Source organism: Vagococcus sp. WN80Y, from assembly GCF_059621045.1.
Genome location: NZ_JCAQHY010000174.1, coordinates 58,139 through 76,334, shown reverse-complemented (window position 1 = coordinate 76,334; position 18,196 = coordinate 58,139). Strand labels below are relative to the sequence as shown.

Genomic DNA, 18,196 nt, shown 5'->3' with positions numbered 1-18,196 from the left:
ATTATTGTTTCTTTTTATCAATAAAAGCGGCTATCCGTTTGACAGCCCCTTCTAATGTCGCTAAATCTGTTGCATAGCTCATACGAATATTCTCCGGAGCACCAAACCCAGCTCCCGTCACAACTGCCACATGTGCTTCCATCAGCAACGCTTCTACAAAGACATTAACATCATCATATCCACAAAGTACCATCGTTTCCTTCACATTAGGAAACAAATAAAAGGCGCCATGTGGTTTCTGCAAACTTACACCAGGTAAATTAGCGACCAATGGGTAAATTTTGTTGAGGCGCTCTTCGAAAGCTTGACGCATAGTCTCAACAGACTCCTGAGATCCCGTCAGTGCTTCAATAGCGGCATATTGGCTAACTGCCGTACAATTACTTGTAGCTTGAGACGCAATTGACGTAATCGCTTTGATAATATCCGCATCCCCAATAACGTAACCAATCCGCCAGCCAGTCATCGAGTAACTTTTTGATACCCCATTAATAATCAAGGTCTTTTGCCGAATAGCGTCTGATAACGTCGCAATAGGTGTAAACTCATGACCATTATAGACTAAACGACCATAAATATCATCTGAGATAATCCATAAATCATGAGCAACAGCCCAATCACCAATTGCTTGAAGCTCTTCCTTTGAATAAATTGCGCCTGTTGGATTAGAAGGCGAGTTAATAATCACCGCTTTGGTTTTAGCAGTTCGCTTGGCTTCTAACAACGCTACTGTAACCTTGAATTGATTACTTTCAGCAGCCTGAACAAAGACAGGCGTTCCTTGTGCGAGCTTCACTTGCTCAGCATAACTCACCCAGTATGGAACAGGAATAATTACCTCATCCCCTGAATCAATAATAGCTTGAAACAATGCATACAAGCCAAATTTTGCACCATCAGTTGCGACAACTTGACTAACATCATAAGTTAAACCATAATCAGCTTTTGTTCGCTCAACTATCGCCTGACGTAAAGCTGGCATCCCTGCTGCCGCTGTATAAAAACTAGCTTGTCCTGTCGTAATTGCCTCAATTGCTGCTTGACGAATATTTTCTGGTGTAATAAAGTCCGGTTCGCCAAGAGTCAAACTTAAAATATCAAGACCAGCCGCTTTCAATTCTTTCGCTTTTGCCGCTGCCGCTAAAGTAACTGACGGCTCTAATTGTTGTGCTCTGTTTGATAAAACCATACTATCCCTCATCTCCATTTTTTACTTAAATATTAACAATACTACTTACAATTTCTCCCGATTTGAAATCAACTAAATAGTAATCTAAGCCACTGCTGTTATTTTCAGCCACTACTTCCCAAGTTGGATGGCCTTTATAAAGCCCCAAATTCATCTTGGTTACTTTACTAACAGCTTCCTGTTGGTAAACTTTTTTCAAGACGTCCTCTTCTGTTAGCCCGTCCGCTTGATTTAAAACTGTCACTTTTTCTCCCGATTTAGGAATAATCACGATAATCGCTTGATCTTTCGCATTATTGCCCACTAACGTAAAATAGCTTTCTTCACGAGTATACCAATAAAAACGATCGACAGTTTCCAAGTCTGTGTACTGCTTGGCAATCTCTATTGCTTCTTTTTTAGCACGACTCATTGGACGATTAGCTCTTACAAAGAAGAAAATCGATGTAAAAATAAGCGTGGCTAAGACCAAATTAATCCCAATTAGAATTTTTTTCTTCATTCATCTGGTCCTCTTTTCGTATCTCATAACTTTCTAGATTAAATAAGTTTCCAAAGCTTTTCTTATTATACCAGAATTTTTCCAACTTGTGCTTAGAAACTAGCGACTTTAGAGAAATTCTTTAAGGTCTTTTAATATGTCATCGAGACTTTCCTCAATAATTGGCAAATCACTTGGTAAAGCACGAAGCATTCGCGCCCCGTACTTAGCTTTTGTTAGGCGACGATCAAGAACTAATAACACCCCTTTATCTGTCTCCGATCGAATCAAACGCCCTAGACCCTGGCGCAATCTCAACGCTGCCTTTGGTAACGCATATTTATTAAATGAATCAATTCCGTTGTCCTTCAAATATTGATATTTTTCTTTCACAAAAGGGCGATCTGGAGATTCAAAAGGCAAACGAGTCACAATAATGATCTCCAATGCTTCACCAGGAAGGTCCACCCCTTCCCAAAAAGAATCAGTTCCTAATAAAACAGTGTGCTCTGAGTGAGAAAAACGCTTGACTATTTTTTCACGTGATCCCGATACGCCTTGCGCCAGAACCTCAATCCCCTCCATCAACAACTCATAATGAATTTTTTGATAGACTTTCTGCAACATTTCATGTGAAGTAAATAGAACCAGTATTGACCGATCTTCCTGCCTCATCATTCTTTTTATCGTGCGACTAACAAACTCACTATATTCAGGTGAACTCAACTCCCGATAATTATTTGCTTCAGTTGGAAGATATAATCGAGCCTGTTTGCTGTAGTCATAAGGAGACGGCAGTGATTTAAAGGGAACATAGTCAATTCCTAAAGTTCTCCCTAAATATTGTGTATCCTTACCAACTCGAATCGTCCCTCCTGTATACAAAATTTTATCATATCGAGAATACCAACGACTGTTAGCAACTATTGACGCTGAAAAATCACTAAAACTGACAATAATTTGTCGATTCTTTTCCTTAATCTGCAGCCATTTAATCACTTCACTTGAAGCTGGTTGTATGAAATCATGAAAGAAATGAGAAAAATCGGCAAATTGGGCCAGATCACTTAACCATTCTGTCATAATAAATTTCTCTGACGCCGTCCATTTATCAATTTCTTGCAAAAATTTAGTTTCTATCCGTTGATACAAATGACACCCTTCTGCTAATAAAATGTCAAATTGCTTCAAATTTTTTTTCATATAAATCGGTAAATCGGTCAAGATCTGATTCGTCACCAATATATCTTCCTCATAATGGCGACCGTGATCAATCAAGACTGCTTCAACAATGTCTTCCTTAACAGTTTCAAAAACTGCTACCGCTTCGTAAAGTATCGTCCGCAACGACTTAACCTCGCGACGCCAATCATCGTGTTTCCACAGTTTACTTAATGCAGTCGGCTGATTGTCACTATTCGTAAGTTGTAACAACTGGCGATTAACTTGAAAATCTGACATCTGCATAAAACCAGCTCGTTGAGCAATCTCTGGTAAATGATGGGCTTCATCAATAATTAAATAAGGACTACTTGGTAAAAGAGGCGTCTCTCGATAATTCTCTTGACAAAGAAACGCATGATTGATCACAATCACATTAGATTGTTTGATTTTCTGTTGCAAATGTCGCCAAAAATCAACCTCATAGTACGGAGAATTAGTTGATAAATACGCCATCCCCTGATGCTTAATTTGTTTAAAAAAAACATGGTTATAAGTTGTCAGATTCAACTCATCTAAATCTCCAGTAGTCGTTTCAGTCAACCAAACAAGAATCCCCATTTGATATAAAGCATATTGTTTTTGCTTTACAGGGTTAATCAGCGTGGCTGCAAACCGGTCTAAATCTATAAAATAACGATGACTTTTAACTAACGTTGCCACCAAACTATTTGGTCGAATCTGATTAACTAAGGACAAATCCTTTTCTACAAGCTGACTTTCAAGTAAAAGGGACACCGTGCTAATAATTACAGGCTGCTCTGGAGTGGCCAGATAGCTTAAAGGGAGTAAATAGCCAAAAGTTTTACCACTTCCAGTCGGTGCCTCAATCGCCACATTTTTATGACCTAACTTACCACCATCTGCTGTTACAGGTGTTGAAAAAAAGTCATATACCAAATTCATCATCTTACTTTGAGTCTCGCGGTAGTCTAAAACACCTTGATACAAAGCTTCTTTCATAGACTTAGAATGGGGATACTCAGCTTCTTGTTGATGATTGTATACAAAATACGTCACTTCTTTTTTTTGAATTGCCAATCCGTTTACCAAGTGAATGCCTTCAGTTAAAGGATTAATTGACTCTAGCATCTCCTGATAAATTGACTTAATATAATCCGAAGTCTCCATACCACATTCATCAGATAGAGTTACAATTTTCTCCATCGTTACAAGAGGTAATGATCGCATTCGCTTCTCCATAACCAATAATAATTCAGCTGTCACCTCTGCATCACTATCAGCTTGATGGGGTCGATCATGAGTAATTCCATACTGTTCAGCTAGATCGGATAAGCGAAAACTAGCCGAGGTTGGCAAAAAAATCTGTGCCAATTCAACAGTATCTACACCAGCTATGGTCAATTTTGGTGCACCACAACGCGTTAATTCTTTACTTAAAAACTGATAATCAAAATAAATATTATGTGCTACAAATACGCACCCTGATAGACGATTAGCGATTTCCATTGCCACATCTTCGAAATAAGGGGCTCTAGCAACCTGTTCATTTGTAATTCCCGTTAAATTTTCAATTTGCTTCGTTATTTTTATTTTAGGATTGACATCGGTAGCGAATCGCGACACAATCTGATTATTTTGAACAAAAACACAACCAAACTGGATAATTCGATCTGTTGCTGGATTGGTGCCGGTTGTTTCTATGTCGACAACTGCAAAAGTTGTATTGTTTTCCACTACACTTCCCTACTTTCACTCACTAGCACTAAAACTAACATTATAATGATTGTTAGTCGCCGAAAGGCCTAGTCAAATTATACCTATTTTCACCAAATATTTCACCTTATTATTTTAACTCACTTTATAATAATCATAATAACTCTTGAAGAAAGGCTTTTCATATGATATATTTAAGTGGAATTCAGATGGAATGTTACTACTTAATAGTAGGCATAACCTAGATTCATGCGAGTTATTTTGGCGATTTATGCTGAAAAATGACTGGGATGAGTGTAGGTTTTTTTGTTTTTTTCGTAAAAACAATTAATTAATTGACTGAGTGCTCAAAAAAGATGCAATCGTTTGTGCTAAACTAATATAGTACGAACTATCAAATTTTATAAGTCGGAAGGAGACGAATAAATGGTTACAAGTAAATTTCCAACAGATTTTTTATGGGGTGGCGCTGTTGCTGCCAATCAATGTGAAGGGGCCTATGACGTTGATGGGAAAGGTTTATCACCTGTTGATGTTCTACCAGACGTTCACCACGGTCGTTGGGACGCTCTGATGAACCCGACTGACGCTCTTGAAAAAGACTATGGCTTCTATCCAAGCCATGAATCCATTGATTTTTATCATCATTATAAAGAGGATTTAGCCTTAATGGCTGAGATGGGCTTTAAAACATTTAGAACCTCTATATGTTGGGCGCGTATCTTCCCCAAAGGCGACGAAACAGAGCCAAATGAAGCAGGTTTAAAATTTTATGACGACCTCTTCAATGAATGCCAACGTCTTGGCATGGAACCACTTGTTACAATCCAGCATTTTGATACCCCTGTTGCTCTAATGACAAATTACGGTGGTTGGAAAAATAGAAAACTAATTGACTTTTACTTAAATTATTGTGAAGTTGTATTTAACCGCTACAAAAATACGGTTAAATACTGGCTAACATTTAATGAAATCAATATGATTTTGCATATTCCTTTCTTTGGTGGTGGACTTGACGTCAGCAAGGAAACAAATCCTGAACAAATTAAGTACCAGAGTGCTCATCACCAGTTGGTCGCTTCTGCTATGGCAACAAAATTAGGTCATGAGATTAACCCTGATTTTCAAATCGGTTGTATGCTAGCTGCTGGATCAACGTATCCTAACACCTGTGCACCAGAGGATGTCTGGAAAGCACTGGAAGCAGATCGGGAAGGCTACTTCTTTATTGATGTCCAAGCTCGTGGTTATTACCCAAGCTACAGCAAACGTTTCTTTAAAGAAAATAATATCAAATTAGATATCGCTGATGGTGATTTAGACGTATTGAAAGAAAATACAGTTGATTTTATTTCATTTAGTTACTATTCTTCACGCTTAACTAGTGCTGATCCAGAGGTTAGCAGTAAAACAGAAGGAAATGTTTTTGCTTCTCTTAAGAATCCATACTTAAAAGCTAGCGAATGGGGATGGCAAATTGATCCACTTGGCTTAAGAACCACAATGAATCAGATTTATGATCGCTATCAAAAACCGCTGTTTGTTGTTGAAAATGGATTGGGAGCCATAGATAAGATTGAAAGTGATGGCAGCATTATCGACGATTACCGAATTGATTATCTACGTGAACATATTCGCGAAATGGGTGAAGCGATTGAGGATGGTGTTGAATGTCTTGGCTACACCACTTGGGGTTGTATCGATTTAGTCAGTGCAGGATCAGGCGAAATGAGCAAACGCTATGGCTTTATCTATGTCGATCGTGACAATGACGGTCAAGGAACTCTCGCCCGTAGTAAGAAAAAATCCTTTGATTGGTATAAACAAGTTATTGCCTCTAACGGCTCTGACTTAGCATAATTTATTAAAACACAGATGAGTTGATAACAGCTCTCTGTGTTTTTTCTATTATCCCTATACTTTTAAGGTCTGATTCAAAAAATGGTTAGCTTGATTATTTTAAGATTAACCAATAATTATTTACTTTCTATTAAAAAACAGCTTATTGTGTGCTATTTCGAAAAAGTTCATTATAATAGTAATAAGTAGTTAAATAGATTAGAAAGTTGAGGGCTGAACAGCATGACAAAAATGAAAATTCCCACTGAGGATTATACTGAAATGAAAAATAAGCTTAAATTTCTTGAGTACTACTGGTCTGAGCTGACTAACCACTCAGAATTTGCTGAATCTTATGAATACGCGCAAGATGTCCAGACCTTTATTGACTTTGAAATTTATGATCAGATTAACACCATTAAAGTTCATAATTTAACTAAACGTGTGACTATCACACAAAAAAATTATGATCTATTAAAAAAATTCGCTCATATCAGTGATGATTTGAAACGCTCTGCTGGCCTTTAATCACAATGATTTACGTACCCTATGGTATACTATAAGTATTAAAAGTATGGGAGGTTGAGGATTATGTTACCAAATTATCAACGAGTTCTAGTAGCGAATGATGGCTCTGAAAACTCTTTATTAGCCTTTAAGGAAGCAGTCGAAATTGCCAAACGAAATCAAGCAAGTCTCTATATTTTAAGAGTAGTCGACACGCGAGTGGACCCCTTCGCACCTTATGTCATCGAAGGTGTTATTGAAGAACAACTAGAAGAAGCTAAACGCGATATGAATGAACTAGCCGATCTTGCCAAAGAATATGGTGTTGGTGACGTTTATCCACTTGTTAAGCAGGGTCAACCAAGAGATATCATCACTAACAAAGTTCCTCAACGTGAAGATATTGATCTATTAGTCGTCGGTGCTACCGGAAAAACAGGCTTAGACAAGCTTTGGATTGGCTCCACAACTAACTACGTTGTTAACCATGCAACATGTAACGTCTTAGTCATTCGCAATAAAAAAGAAAATTAATTTTAAGAGGAGAGGATGACATAAATTTGTCACCCTCTCCTCTTTTTTAGTAGGTCAAACTTTTCAAACTCAGCTCCGCTGTTTGCTTGTTCAAAAGCTTCATATCATAAAGTTTGATTACCTTATCTTTTAAACGTAAACTTTTTTTATCAAGCTCTTTATCAAAGGTATTCCACAGATAATTAATTAGACCCTCTAAAAGACCGCCTGTTCCAGCTCCGCCCAAATCAAAACCTAACCGTTCTTCTTCACTAAGTTGAGATTTTTTATACTCTTTGATAGTCTCCAAAAAAGGACCCACAACTAAAAATCTAGGTGTTTTGGAATCAACTGCCACTTGTAAGTCTTCAAATGAAAAAACTTGATAGAGTGCTCCCTCTTTTTCAATCATTAATAACGCATCTAATACCTCACCAGGGCTATCCCCTGTTGCCTGTCCTAATGCCATCAGCACCTTAGCACTGTAAGCCTTAGCATCTTTCTTATTCGCACTATACAATGTTTGTTGAGAAATATCACTACGTTGTGACACATCATAGCGCGTTAACTGATGACGCTGTAAGTATACATCCATTAAATTCATAGTAACACACCCTTCATTAAAATTTATTTTAGTATAACATATTTTACTAAAATTCACCACTAACAATTACATTAGCAAAAAACAAAAAAACCACCGCAATCTTGGCGGTGGAAATGAAGGTTGTTATTTACTCTAGTAGGAGTAAGTATGAAAACCAATTCGGGATAATTGGCATACAGAAAGTATACGCAATTAAGATAAAAAAGTCCTGACACTTCTATGAATTAAACCTAATAGTTCTATGAGAAAACACTCATTTTAAAAACTAGTCCATTCATCCTCTTCTGAAGATTCAACTGTATTATCAAATTCATCAGTAACAGCAAGATAACGATCTTTTGAAATATCACGGTAAAATGCTGCTTTTGTTGCATTTTTATAAGGCTCTAAGAATAAATAACCAATCCCTAAAGTAATAGCAGAAACGATTTCCCAGCCAATGAAGCTCAAATCAATGTAGAATAAACGACCTTTATGACCGTCCATTAGCAATTTACTTTCAGTAATATAACTATTAGCAGACAAGCTTTGAGTATCTGAATGCTCAGACAAATCTTTATAGATAAAGAATGCTTGAGAATAAGAATAGCCTTTAATAATTCCTGGTATAGCGAATAGTAATGACCATAAGAAAGTGAAAATCCCTCTCAATACTAAAACTAATAATAACGGGACAAAATCCTTTCCGTTAAACATTCTAAATTGATCATTCGCTGGACTTATCTTACGATTTGAGTCTCGCAAAACTTCAAGAAATGTAAAAGATATACCAATTGTTAAAAAGCTAATAACGAGAGAAAATAGTAAATCAAAAACATATCTACCCGAAGGTATGAAACTAAAGAATGATAATGGAGTAAACTCATTATTGAAAGCTTGTCGACCAGCTGAATAGCTATCTATATCACTCCACTCATCTTCCCATTCATCTAGATCACTGTCATCATAGACATCTCCACGTTGCTCAGTTGAATAACTTCCACTAGATGTTGTGAAATTAGAAAATAACGCAATGGCTCCAATCACTGAAACAACTGTTAAAATCATTACAACCCATCTTCCTAATAATCTTAGAAGTGAGGGAACAATATTTAACAGAACCGCATCTTTCCAACGGCCACTCAAGGCACGCTTGGCTTCCGCTTTTAACTCTGCACTTGTTTTATACATAATAATACCTCCTAAAGTAACTCTCCTTTTAAATCTACTATTACCAAACTCAAGAACAGGATCACCAAAAATAAAAACTCGACCTAGTAATTCTTTAGTAAGTAAATTTATAAATACACCGACTAATCAGTGCCTTTATTCATTTTAGCATAGATAGTTAAATATCCAAATAGATTTTATAAATAATATACCTTAATTCTGATTACAATTTTGTCACTTTATTTCCTTTAATTTGAGAGCTATAAATTCCTTCACTTCCCGAACACGCGTAACTAATGATACATACAGTCAATAACCACACGGCTCCAGCACTGCCAAAAAGTTCAATCCCCATAATAAAACAAGCCAAAGGGGTATTAGTGGCACCGGCAAAAACACCAACAAACCCTAACGCTGCAACAAAACCAATGGGTAAATCAGTTAATTGAGCTAAACTACTGCCCAGTGTCGCGCCAATTTCAAATAATGGGGTAACTTCTCCACCTTGGAAACCAGCTCCTAAAGAAAATACGGTAAAAATCAACTTATTAATGAAATCAAATGGCGACTGTTCGCCATTAAAAGCATCAGTTAAAAGAGGTAAACTCAAACCTAAATATCGAGTACTTTGAAATAGGAGTACCAACAATAGAACGACACTTGCCCCAATCCCAGCTCGCCAAATAGAGCTTGAAATTAGGTCGGCATAAAGTCTTTTTAGCCAAACAATAGCTCGACTAAACAACCGACTCACAAGACCAAATATAACACTAAAAATAAGTATTAAACCAATCAATTTCAAATTTGTTTCAGGTACAACTCCCATTTGATATCGTGTATGACCGACACCCAAAAAAGTTGTCACTTGATTGGCAATTAATGCTGTTAAAAAACTTGGTAATAAACCTTTTGTTGACAAACGCCCGATCCGTAAAACCTCTAAGGAAAAAATAGTTCCTGCCAATGGCGTTCCAAAAACAGAACTAAATCCTCCACTGATACCACAAATCATTAGTAAAGAACGATTTTCTAAGCTCATCCTAAAAAACTTTCCCACATATTCTGACAATGCGCCACCCATTTGAACTGCTGTACCTTCACGACCAACTGATCCGCCGAAAAGATGAGTCATAATCGTACCGAAGAGTGTCAAAGGAATCATCTGCCACGGAATTGCTTCCTCACCACCATTAGCCTGCTCAATCACTAAATTATTACCTCGCCGAGCATTCCCGCCGAATTGCTGATATAACCAAGCAAATAACAGCCCACAAATCGGCAAAAAAAGAATAAGCCAAGTATTATTTTGACGAATCTGCGTAACAAAGGTCAAACTTGTTAAAAAAAAAGCGGATAAACTGCCACTACCAATGCCGATAAGAGCCGTTACAGCTAACCACTTACTCCCCCATTTCCCTGTTTTGATTACTTGATCCATCTAATTCTCCTCCTCATAGTTCACAAATAAAAACACCTACTAAAAAAGGACAGACTGCTCCTCTTGTAGTAGGTGTCATTAATTTATTGTACATAAATAGTTAAGGGTGAACACCATCACCACGATAGCCTTGAATTGAACGGCTAAGCTATTACTCACTTCATGATTCCAATATATCATATATTCTTACTTGTGACAATTTCATTTCTAAAACTATTTATTATATTTTCTCAGCTACGGCTGCTATTGTTGTGCTTTTATCAAAATAAAGAGTCCCTCTAACATCACTGTACATAGCTGTCACCCTAAATCCAGCCTCGCCTAATTCACGAGTCACTCGCTCAATATCAAAGTACTGATGCCAAATAGTATAAACTGACTACTAGCTGTTAAAATAATGTATTCCTCTGACGTAACTAATTCTGGGTACTTTTTGACTTCCGTCAACACAATATGTTCCTCCCCTCGCCAAAAACCTGACTCATTAATTAAGGCCCAACTTTGATTCTCCTGCCTTTCAGCAAATTGAGTCGGTGAAAAAACATCTAAAAATAAGCTACCACCAACTTTCAAACTTTCCCAAATATTTCTTAGCAATCGCTGTCTGTTCTCTAGGCTTAGTGCTCCGTAATCACAATAAATCTGCAATGCCAAATCATGAGACTGATCGCCAATCCATTCAAGGTAATCCTGACAATGATAATCAATCTTAAGTTTCAAGTTATTTGCAATTTTTTTAGCATACTCTATAGCCGTTAATGAAAAATCAATTCCTGTTACTTGATGATTTTCTGCAAGTTGTTGACAATATAGCCCTGGTCCACAACCAAAATCAATAATACTCTCCCCCTCCGACACCAAATTTTTTGTAATAAAAGCAACAGACTCCGTAATGAAGACCAACTTTCGACTAGCCCCCTCTTCTTGTTGATTAAGATGAGCAGATAACAATTGACGAGAAATATAAGGGTCTCGCCAGAATTGATTGTCACTTTCATTAAATAATGGTAAAAGCGCTCGCTTCCTCAATAGCTCAAACATGGATAATTTTCCCTCCTAAATACAATTTGTCACACAAAAAAACTACAGAGACTATTATCTCTGCAGTCATGTCGACAAGTAACCGTCATATGCACACAGAGTAGAATCAAATGCACATCAAATAAGCCATTACTCAACTTATTTAACCTGCAAATTGATTATCTACTCTGCTCCAGCTGTAACAAAATTCGTGAACTTACCTGTGAATTTCTATCACACCGAATGACCTCACCTGTCCTTTTTATGTTAACCATAGTGTACCCTAATTATAACCACTCTTCAATAATTTCCATAATTCTGTTCGGATCCTCTGGAATTATTTCTTGGCTGATTTCTTGAATTAACGGACTATCACCGACACAGACACTGTGCTTGGCACCTTTTAACATCTCTAAATCATTGCGATCATTCCCAAATGCAATGTAATCTTGTTTCAATAATATTCGATCTAACGCACTAGCCTTATTAACGCCTCGTTTCGTCAAATCCAAGCAATTCTCCTTCGGATAAGGAATACAGTCCACCGCTAAATGAGTTAAATCTTGAATAACTTGGGACTCATCTTGATAATTACTAACTAAAATTTTTAACGGCTGCTTAACTTGCGCAATTGGGAGATTTTTTGCCCGCTTTAGCACATCAACCTTTCGCCGCAACTCATCTAGAGTTGTTCCTTTAAACGAATAATTCCAATCCTCATCAATCATATAATCTAATCGATGAGTCGCAATATATTCATAAATAAAAGCAACATCTGTTGACTCAAGCGGATTCAACCATTTGGGCTGCTTCTCATGATACATCATCGTTCCATTACCACCAACTAAAAAGCAATTATGCAACGATTCAGGCAATACTGGTAGGATATCCCTCACAGGTCGTGCAGAAGCAAATATTAATTGATGTTCTGGTGATTGATTTATTTTTTCGTTCATTAAAGTTGTCAAATTAGTATCTACTGTCAAACCGTCATAGCAAATCGTCCCATCTAAATCAAAAACAAAATTCATGCAATCCCTACTTTCTTGAAACAAGCTGTTCTTTGCAAGTATATCATCGATTTTCAGAAAAAGTCAAAAAAGGAACGATCCCCTCCCAACAATGAGGTAAATCGCTCTCACATTATCCCTTTAAACAAAACCAAAGACGTCTGTCTTATGTCAATTATTTTTTATAGTACGTTGTTGTCACAATTCCATTCTTGAGACGAACCTCACCAGTCTTGAGACTTACTGAATTTGGTAGTTCTTGAAATAATCGAATGCCATCACCAAGAATTATTGGCAGTATCGACAACTGATACTCATCAATCAAATTTTCTTTAACAAGTGGCATCACCACACTACTACCACCAACAATCCAAATATCGCCTCCTACTTGATGTCTTAAACGATTCACCAAAGCCACCACTGACTCATTAGTAAAATTAACTCGCTCTAAATCTTGAGTGGCCTGTGAAGTCAAGACATAAGACTCTGCATCAGCATACGGATAGTTGTCCGGCGCTAATTCTGTCACCACCTGATCATAAGTTGTTCGACCTAGTACAACAGTATCAATACCTGCATAAAACTCCTCATAACTCGTGTCTTCTTCAACCGTTTCTGTCGCTGTCTCAAGCCACGCCATCCCGCCATCTAGATCAGCAATAAACCCATCCACACTTGTTGCAATATATAAAATCACCTTGCGAGTCATTTTTTATCCTCCATTCTATTATTCCTAAACAACCGATCACTCACGGTAATCAATGTCAGAAAGATGATCTGTATAATAATTAAACAATTCATTAATGTAGTAGTGAGACAGTAATGAAGTAGCTGGTGTCGTAATCATGGAACTTTGCCCTGTTCGCACAGCTTCAACAAATGATTCGATTAATCCTTTAAAGCCACGCTTAGTTAATGTTCCTTCCCAGTCGCCAAAACTCTCACAACTAACCTTACCATGTTCATTTTTAGTTAGCTGATCTAAATTTGAGACCAGGTATGTTCCGCCTTTAGCTTGGACTTCTACCGTTTCCGTGTGAGCTCCCGCTTCCATATTGGTCGAAGCTATTGCAGTTGTTGTCGCCGTCTCAAACGTAATCATTGCTCGTTTCAACTTACCATCTTCTGCGGATAGCTGATAGCGAGCTTCAACAATCTCATCGTCTAATAAATATAGAACCGTATCAACCACATGAATCAACATATCAAAAATTTCAAATTTAACCGGTCCTTTTGGATTCATACGATTTTTTTGTACAAGAATCATATTTTTATTTGGTACCTGTTTTATTTGTTGATTAAGCGGAGCAAAGCGTCGATTAAAACCGGTCATCAGCATCAAATTACGCTCTTCGGCCAGACGATGTAAATCAGCAACCTCTTGATAATCCTCACTCACTGGCTTATCCACAAAAACATGAATTCCCAATGTCAACATTTCCTCTATCAGCTCTCCATGAGTCTCTGTTGGTGTATGAATAAAACAAGCATCCAATCCACTCGCTAGAAAAGCTTCTTTATCACTATAAACGTCCTTCCAGCCATGAGCCTTTGCTAAAGTTTGAATTTTCTCATCATCACGAGAATAAAAATGCCAATCCACGTCACTACGTAGCTCATCCATCACTGGTATATAAGCTTTCTGAGCAATATTTCCTAATCCCATAACCCCAATTTTCATTATGTCACTCTTCTTCCTATAATTTCTTTTCAAACACATAATCAACCATCTGATAGCCTTGCCCAATATCACTAACCAACTCATAGCAATTTATAAATCCACGTCGCTCATAGACCTCAATAGATGGTTGATTATCTTGATTAACATGTAGCTCTAGTAATGGTTTCCCCGCAAATTTAGCCTGCTCTTCCAACCAATTGAACACGTCCGACGCATACCCTTTTCCCCGTTGATTTGCTAACAAATATAGCTTACTAATAAACAATTTATCCTCTAATAGTTCATAAGCCAGATAACCAATAAGTTCACCCTCAACTCGAATAAAAAAATAAAAAACACTATTGTTAATTTGACGAAAAATTTCCTTACTAGATTGAAATTCGCTCAACATGAATTTCACTTGATCCGCGCCAATAATCGGCACATACCACTCCTGCCAAATTTCCCGAACAAGCGGAATCAAAACTTCTACCTGTTCTTCTGTTTTTATGGCCTCTAAACTAACTCTCATGTTATCCCTCTTTCCACCTTATTGCTCCATTAATTATATACTAGATACAATTAAAGCAACATAAAAAAGGCTAGATAATTTTTGAGCTGATCAGCATAATAAACTTGCTATGTACGTAATTGCTTAATAACAAGCCCTTCCTCTATTTCCAAAGTCTTTACAAACATCCCTTAGGACAACTAAAACTAACTAAACCGAGACTAGCATAAAAAGTATTAACCTACCTATGATTTTTCCACAAAAAAAATACCCCTTCTAAAAATCACAAAAATTCAGTGACTTTATGGAAAGTGGCTTGTATTATCTCTATGAGTGTTGCATGAGTCTAATATCAACTAGCTTTTTCTTGAGCTGCTAAAGAAATAAAGAATATTATCAGTATAAATGGAAAAACAATCCTTTCTATTTACTTACTAAAATAATTGCGTTTTATTAACACATGTTATTTAATCTAAATAAAAAAGCAAGCCCACATCTGGATTCAGTTGACATCTCTAATTAACAAATCACTAACATTCTTCCTAATATTAAAGCATTTACAAGTATCTTAAAAAGTTTCCCCACTGTCAACTGAGTCCCATTTTTATATTTATCATTAAAAAAAATCGTTATTTAATTTAAATACGGCCTTCTATAATCCCAAGTGGATCTAGTGTTAGGTGAACCTGTCAAGATGACTACTTTCACCCATTGTAAAGGTGCCTAACTCATGCCTTTTTGTCTAGACACCTCACCGCTCTTATCCTTTGTTATTAATAAAAAAGAGCCCACCTAAATATTTGAAAACGAGTCAAATTTACTCATTACTGCTGTTTCTCTACAACTACTCAACTTTTAACGGAAAGCTCACACTAACCTTGGTCCCTTCACCTAAAGAACTTTCCAGTTTAATTTGCCCCTTTAACAGTTTAGCATAATGACTAACAATCGAAAGACCTAAACCAGATCCACCAATATTCCGTTGACGTGATTTGCTAACGCGATAAAATCGCTCAAAAATTCGACTTTGATCTTCTTCAGAAATTCCAACACCTGTATCTATCACACTAAAAATTAGTTGTTGATCTTTTGCGCGTAAACTTAAATGAATTTTTCCATATTTTTCAGTATAATCAACTGCATTTTCCAAAAGATTTTTAACTACTGGTTGAAAATAATCGGAAGGAACTTCCTTATCACTGACTTCATCCAGCCCCACCGTCACCTTTAATTCTTTGCCATCTATTTTTCCTTGATAGCGACTTAGCTCCTCTTCAATAATACTGACAGGAGAAACAAAAGCAATGTCCTTTTCTGCAAGGCTCGTCTCTGTCCGCAGTAATAGCAAAATGTTTTGAATTAAGCCATATAAGCGATTAGCCTCAGCTTGAATAATTTCTAAAAAATCCTTAGCAACCTCTTTTTCATCTATCGCTCCCTCCAACAACGTTTCTGTAAAACCTATAATCGAAGTTGTCGGTGTCTTTAACTCATGTGAAATATTGCTAATAAAATCTTGATGAATAAGCTCCATTTGGCGAATTTCAGTAATATCATACACAATTCCAACATATTCTTTTTGTTTTTGATTATCAGGCTGTAGAATTCGTAATACCACATTCAAATCTTTTTCCAATGGCATTTGTAAATGAATTTCAGCTTGAAGCTCTTGCCCTTCAGCCTTCACCCGCTCAACTAACTGTTGCATCTCAACAACCTTAAACCACTCTCTATAAGAAGCCCCATTTTCAAGTGAGCCATTTGGCGTAAATAGTTGATACATGGTCGGATTTGCTGAAACTATCTCTAACTCACTAGTCATTGTAAACACCCCAATATTCAAACTTTCTAAAAGGAATTGTAGTTTTTCTTCATTAAAAAGCTGCTGATAATAAAGTTGATTAGTTTCACGCATCAACCGATTGACCGACTGATATAACTGATTCCATTCAGCCGAGCTTGTATCCAGCTCCTGTTTTTTTTCTGGATGATCAATTGCCTCTTGCAAGGCTGGCAAAATGAACCTTAAGGGCTCATTATTTTGGCGAATAAAATAGAAAAGCAGCACCATAATCGCTCCGACTAAAACAACCAAAGCCACTAAAATCGCTCGTTGAAATTGACGTATACTAGCAGAAAAACCTGCATACTTCTCAGATAATCGTAAAACACCTCTTAACTCTCCTTGAAAGTAGATCGGCTTGGCCACATAAAGTAGTGTCTCTCCAATTGTTTTACTATCGCGTAAAGCCCAGCCTTCCTCATCTTCACCTGATAAAACGGCCTCTACTTCTGGGCGTTTACTGCGAGTTCCAACCGCTTCTTTGTCATGAGACGAATCATAAATAATCAAGCCGCCCTTACTTAGTAAAGTCAAGCGCTCATTCTCCCCAACCAAATAAGCTAATTTGTCGCCTTTAGAAAACACTTGAAGATCATTCTCTTCGCTGAGAATCATAGCACTTATCAGATCAATTTCATTTGCAAGCTTTGATCGTTGTTGATTAATAATTTCACGTGTAAAAAAACGATTAGTAAAGATTGCCCCCGTTAAACAGAGGGCAATAAAACTAACCACGATGATTATTTTTTTTAAGTGTTGAGGTTTAGTCATTGGCAGTCGGCTCCTGAAATTTATACCCAAACCCTCGAATGGTAATTAAATAATTAGGGTTTTTAGGATCATCTTCAATCTTTTCTCGCAAATGACTGACATGAATGTCAACTGTTCTAGAATTATTATAGAGGTCATCTTGCCAAACACGTTGAATAAGCGTATCTCTGTCAATTACACGATTCTTTCGTTCCATGAAATAGACCAGCAACTCAAATTCTTTTTTAGTTAAAGTCAGTTCCTGACCGGCTTTACTCACCAAATATTGTTGGGGATAAGCTAATAACAAGCCCACCTCAACTTTCTCATTAACCTGCTCTCTCTCTTCGGGGGGCGATGAGAGAGTTGGTGTCATCCGGCGGTAAACAGCACGCATTCGCGCCAATAGTTCACGAGGACTAAAGGGTTTGGTTAAATAATCATCTGCACCAATTTCCAATCCAATAATTTTATCTACAACTTCATCTTTTGCCGTCAGCATCAAGATGGGGGTCTCTATATGCTGTTGGCGTAATTTTTTTGTAACCTCAAAGCCATCTAACTTAGGTAACATTAAATCTAATACGATAAAATCAAAGGGTCGACTAGTAGCCATTTCGACTGCTTGCTGCCCATCAAAAGCTACCTCAACCTCTAACCCTTCTTTCTCTAAATTATATTTTAAAAGAGTTGTAATCGAAGGTTCATCATCTACTACCAAAATTTTCTTCATTAAAGGCTATCCTTTCATCAATAATCACTCATTGACATAGTTATTGGCCAA

General features: G+C 37.0%; 16 protein-coding genes and 1 riboswitch. Of the genes, 3 read left to right on the top strand and 13 right to left on the bottom strand.

Annotation, left to right across the window (positions count from 1 at the left end; all coding sequences use genetic code 11):
- Position 1: 1 nt before the first annotated feature.
- From AC5KOD_RS20685 to AC5KOD_RS20675, 3 genes are all read right to left on the bottom strand, one after another.
- Entirely contained in the window at positions 2-1,189 is a 1,188-nt protein-coding gene (locus AC5KOD_RS20685) for a pyridoxal phosphate-dependent aminotransferase (RefSeq protein ID WP_496916485.1), read from the bottom strand.
- A gap of 25 nt (positions 1,190-1,214) precedes the next feature.
- Positions 1,215-1,691: a cell wall elongation regulator TseB-like domain-containing protein gene (locus AC5KOD_RS20680; protein ID WP_496916484.1), complete on the bottom strand. Its 477-nt coding sequence runs from the start codon at positions 1,689-1,691 to the stop codon at positions 1,215-1,217.
- 108 nt (positions 1,692-1,799) lie between these two features.
- A complete protein-coding gene (locus tag AC5KOD_RS20675; RefSeq protein WP_496916483.1) occupies positions 1,800-4,589 on the bottom strand; it encodes a helicase C-terminal domain-containing protein in 2,790 nt (929 codons plus the stop codon).
- Between the two features lie 405 nt (positions 4,590-4,994).
- Here AC5KOD_RS20675 and AC5KOD_RS20670 point away from each other — a divergent pair, with 405 nt between their 5' ends.
- The 3 genes from AC5KOD_RS20670 (at position 4,995) to AC5KOD_RS20660 (ending at position 7,448) form a co-directional block, all read left to right on the top strand.
- A complete protein-coding gene (locus tag AC5KOD_RS20670) occupies positions 4,995-6,428 on the top strand; it encodes a 6-phospho-beta-glucosidase (protein WP_496916482.1) in 1,434 nt (477 codons plus the stop codon).
- A gap of 222 nt (positions 6,429-6,650) precedes the next feature.
- Complete coding sequence (locus tag AC5KOD_RS20665) at positions 6,651-6,935, top strand: hypothetical protein (protein WP_496916481.1); 285 nt, start codon at positions 6,651-6,653, stop codon at positions 6,933-6,935.
- A 63-nt stretch (positions 6,936-6,998) separates the two neighbouring features.
- Positions 6,999-7,448, top strand: a complete 450-nt coding sequence (locus AC5KOD_RS20660; protein ID WP_496916480.1) for a universal stress protein — start codon at positions 6,999-7,001, stop codon at positions 7,446-7,448.
- 46 nt (positions 7,449-7,494) lie between these two features.
- Here AC5KOD_RS20660 and AC5KOD_RS20655 read toward each other — a convergent pair whose 3' ends face one another.
- The 10 genes from AC5KOD_RS20655 to AC5KOD_RS20610 all read right to left on the bottom strand — a co-directional run bounded on the left by AC5KOD_RS20655 (position 7,495) and on the right by AC5KOD_RS20610 (position 18,145).
- Entirely contained in the window at positions 7,495-8,031 is a 537-nt protein-coding gene (locus tag AC5KOD_RS20655; protein ID WP_496916479.1) for a helix-turn-helix domain-containing protein, read from the bottom strand.
- Between the two features lie 258 nt (positions 8,032-8,289).
- Complete coding sequence (locus AC5KOD_RS20650; RefSeq protein ID WP_496916478.1) at positions 8,290-9,201, bottom strand: DUF975 family protein; 912 nt, start codon at positions 9,199-9,201, stop codon at positions 8,290-8,292.
- Between the two features lie 202 nt (positions 9,202-9,403).
- A complete protein-coding gene (locus AC5KOD_RS20645; protein ID WP_496916477.1) occupies positions 9,404-10,618 on the bottom strand; it encodes a chloride channel protein in 1,215 nt (404 codons plus the stop codon).
- A 62-nt stretch (positions 10,619-10,680) separates the two neighbouring features.
- Positions 10,681-10,748: riboswitch (Fluoride riboswitch) on the bottom strand.
- Between the two features lie 203 nt (positions 10,749-10,951).
- Positions 10,952-11,659 carry a class I SAM-dependent methyltransferase gene (locus tag AC5KOD_RS20640; protein ID WP_496916476.1) on the bottom strand — a complete coding sequence of 236 codons (708 nt, stop codon included), beginning with the start codon at positions 11,657-11,659 and terminating at the stop codon, positions 10,952-10,954.
- A gap of 266 nt (positions 11,660-11,925) precedes the next feature.
- Positions 11,926-12,669: an HAD-IIB family hydrolase gene (locus AC5KOD_RS20635; RefSeq protein WP_496916475.1), complete on the bottom strand. Its 744-nt coding sequence runs from the start codon at positions 12,667-12,669 to the stop codon at positions 11,926-11,928.
- Between the two features lie 154 nt (positions 12,670-12,823).
- Entirely contained in the window at positions 12,824-13,357 is a 534-nt protein-coding gene (locus tag AC5KOD_RS20630; protein ID WP_496916474.1) for a dihydrofolate reductase family protein, read from the bottom strand.
- A 36-nt stretch (positions 13,358-13,393) separates the two neighbouring features.
- Positions 13,394-14,329: a Gfo/Idh/MocA family protein gene (locus tag AC5KOD_RS20625; protein ID WP_496916473.1), complete on the bottom strand. Its 936-nt coding sequence runs from the start codon at positions 14,327-14,329 to the stop codon at positions 13,394-13,396.
- Between the two features lie 16 nt (positions 14,330-14,345).
- On the bottom strand, positions 14,346-14,840 hold the full coding sequence (locus AC5KOD_RS20620; RefSeq protein WP_496916472.1) for a GNAT family N-acetyltransferase: 495 nt from the start codon (positions 14,838-14,840) through the stop codon (positions 14,346-14,348).
- An 823-nt stretch (positions 14,841-15,663) separates the two neighbouring features.
- Positions 15,664-17,433 (bottom strand): sensor histidine kinase, encoded by a 1,770-nt coding sequence (locus tag AC5KOD_RS20615; RefSeq protein ID WP_496916471.1) that lies wholly within the window; start codon positions 17,431-17,433, stop codon positions 15,664-15,666.
- Entirely contained in the window at positions 17,426-18,145 is a 720-nt protein-coding gene (locus AC5KOD_RS20610) for a response regulator transcription factor (RefSeq protein WP_496916470.1), read from the bottom strand. The genes AC5KOD_RS20615 and AC5KOD_RS20610 overlap by 8 nt, the downstream gene beginning before the upstream one ends.
- Positions 18,146-18,196: the final 51 nt, after the last annotated feature.